General features: G+C 37.1%; 2 protein-coding genes. Both read left to right on the top strand.

Translation table 11 applies throughout. The annotated features are described in order from the left end of the window. Positions 1-95 precede the first annotated feature (95 nt). The gene (locus H5072_RS18890) at positions 96-611 is read left to right on the top strand and encodes a MarR family winged helix-turn-helix transcriptional regulator (RefSeq protein WP_231388420.1); all 516 of its coding nucleotides are present in this window, start codon (positions 96-98) and stop codon (positions 609-611) included. Between the two features lie 133 nt (positions 612-744). Next, positions 745-1494 carry an RIO1 family regulatory kinase/ATPase gene (locus tag H5072_RS18885; RefSeq protein ID WP_024596279.1) on the top strand — a complete coding sequence of 250 codons (750 nt, stop codon included), beginning with the start codon at positions 745-747 and terminating at the stop codon, positions 1492-1494. Positions 1495-1606: the final 112 nt, after the last annotated feature.

Genomic DNA, 1606 nt, shown 5'->3' with positions numbered 1-1606 from the left:
GCCGCTGATTGCGGCTTTATTTTTGTGGCTTAGTTTTAGCTGCTTAGTTTTTATAAAAATTATTGAATTTTTTGTATGCGTTAAGGTCTATCAGCATGCAAATATACTTATACAGTGGAATAACTATGCAAAACATGCCATCAATTAAACGTTGTACTCGAGAAGAGTTAGCGCCAGAGCAAGATTTGGGGCGTTTAGTCTCTTTTTTACGTTCGAGATTAGCCATTCATGTTGATGCCAAGTTACTTCCTATGGACTTAACTTCTGCGCAATATATTGTGGTTGTACTACTTGCGAGAGAGTCGGTTAATACGCTTGCAGGACTTTGCGAGTATATGGTTTATGATCGTGGCGCTATGAGCCGCTTACTAAACCGACTTGAAGAAAAAGGACTCATTATTAAAACGCAATGTGAGCTTGATAAGCGCTCAACTATTTTGTGTTTAAGTGAAAAAGGTAAAGCTCTTTGTCCTGAAATTATGCCTGTAGTGAACGAAGTCTATGCGCAAGCATTAAGTGGTTTTTCGGAGCCAGAAAAAAACCAAATAATCGACTTACTATTCAAAGCTATAAATAATCTTGATTCACTGCCAGACTCCCCCCAAAAGTAGATTATCAATAAAATAGCGATACTGTTTCAATAGAAAGTTAGCGTGCTAATTAGTTGATCTGATTGTGCGCAGAATCTAACTTTGATAATATAGTTGCCTAGGCAATTAAAGTTATCATCTTGTTAGGTTTGTTATGATTGAAAATAATTTGTTAGTACAATTACAACAGCAATTTCCAGAACATACTTTTATGCAACATCACTTAAGTGTTGTCCATAAGGGACGTTTTGCTAACGCGATTGTGTATCGATATAAAGATAATGAATTTGATTTAATTGTTAAAGATTTTAGCCAAAGCCCCTGGTTTATCCGCAAAACATTTGCACGAATGTCGGTAAATCAAGAGTATAAAGGGTTGAGCCGTTTAGCAGAGCTTGATGCAGTTGCTAACCGCTTTTGTAGATTGTCGCCGATAGCGGTTGCTTATAACTATATTGAAGGCACGCCACTGCGCGCTTTAATTCATGAAGACAAAACACTACCTGTTAACTTTTTTAGTGAGCTTGAGCGTCAAGTAGCAAAAATGCATCGCAAAGGCATCGTGCATTTAGACTTGCGTAATATGGGTAATATTTTATGCGGCGCAGACGGTAAACCTTACTTTATTGATTTTCAGTCCACTATTAGCTTTTCTCGTTTTCCACGTTGGTTGCAACGCTTTATGCGAGGATCTGACATGTCAGGCGTATATAAAGCATGGAATAAATTGGGTGAGCAGCCTCTGCCACAAAAAAAGCAAGACTATTTAGAGCGCTTTAATCACGTGCGTAAACGCTGGATTTTTAAAGGTTACCCAATACAGCGTGGCTATGCGTGGGGCACTGCACTTATTACTCAATTTGTAGATTCTGACTTAGTACGAAATATTACTGATAGACTTTAATTTAAAGCATAAACCGTAATTTAAAAACACCTAATTCATTGTGTGATTTTGCCCATATTAGCCTAGCTAATATGGGATTTTTTTTATTATAAGTAATCCCTTTAGTTTGTTT

The sequence above is a fragment of the Pseudoalteromonas sp. SR45-5 genome (genome assembly GCF_014163565.1).
Classification (GTDB): Bacteria; Pseudomonadota; Gammaproteobacteria; order Enterobacterales; family Alteromonadaceae; genus Pseudoalteromonas; species Pseudoalteromonas distincta.
The sequence above is the reverse complement of the archived record's forward strand: the minus strand, read 5'-3'. Positions and strand labels throughout refer to the sequence as shown.

What these genes read in the sequence shown, in the direction of transcription:
- H5072_RS18890 (WP_231388420.1), top strand. Translation starts at nt 96, where the DNA reads ATGCAAATATACTTATACAGTGGAATAACTATGCAAAACATGCCATCA.
- H5072_RS18885 (WP_024596279.1), top strand. Translation starts at nt 745, where the DNA reads ATGATTGAAAATAATTTGTTAGTACAATTACAACAGCAATTTCCAGAA.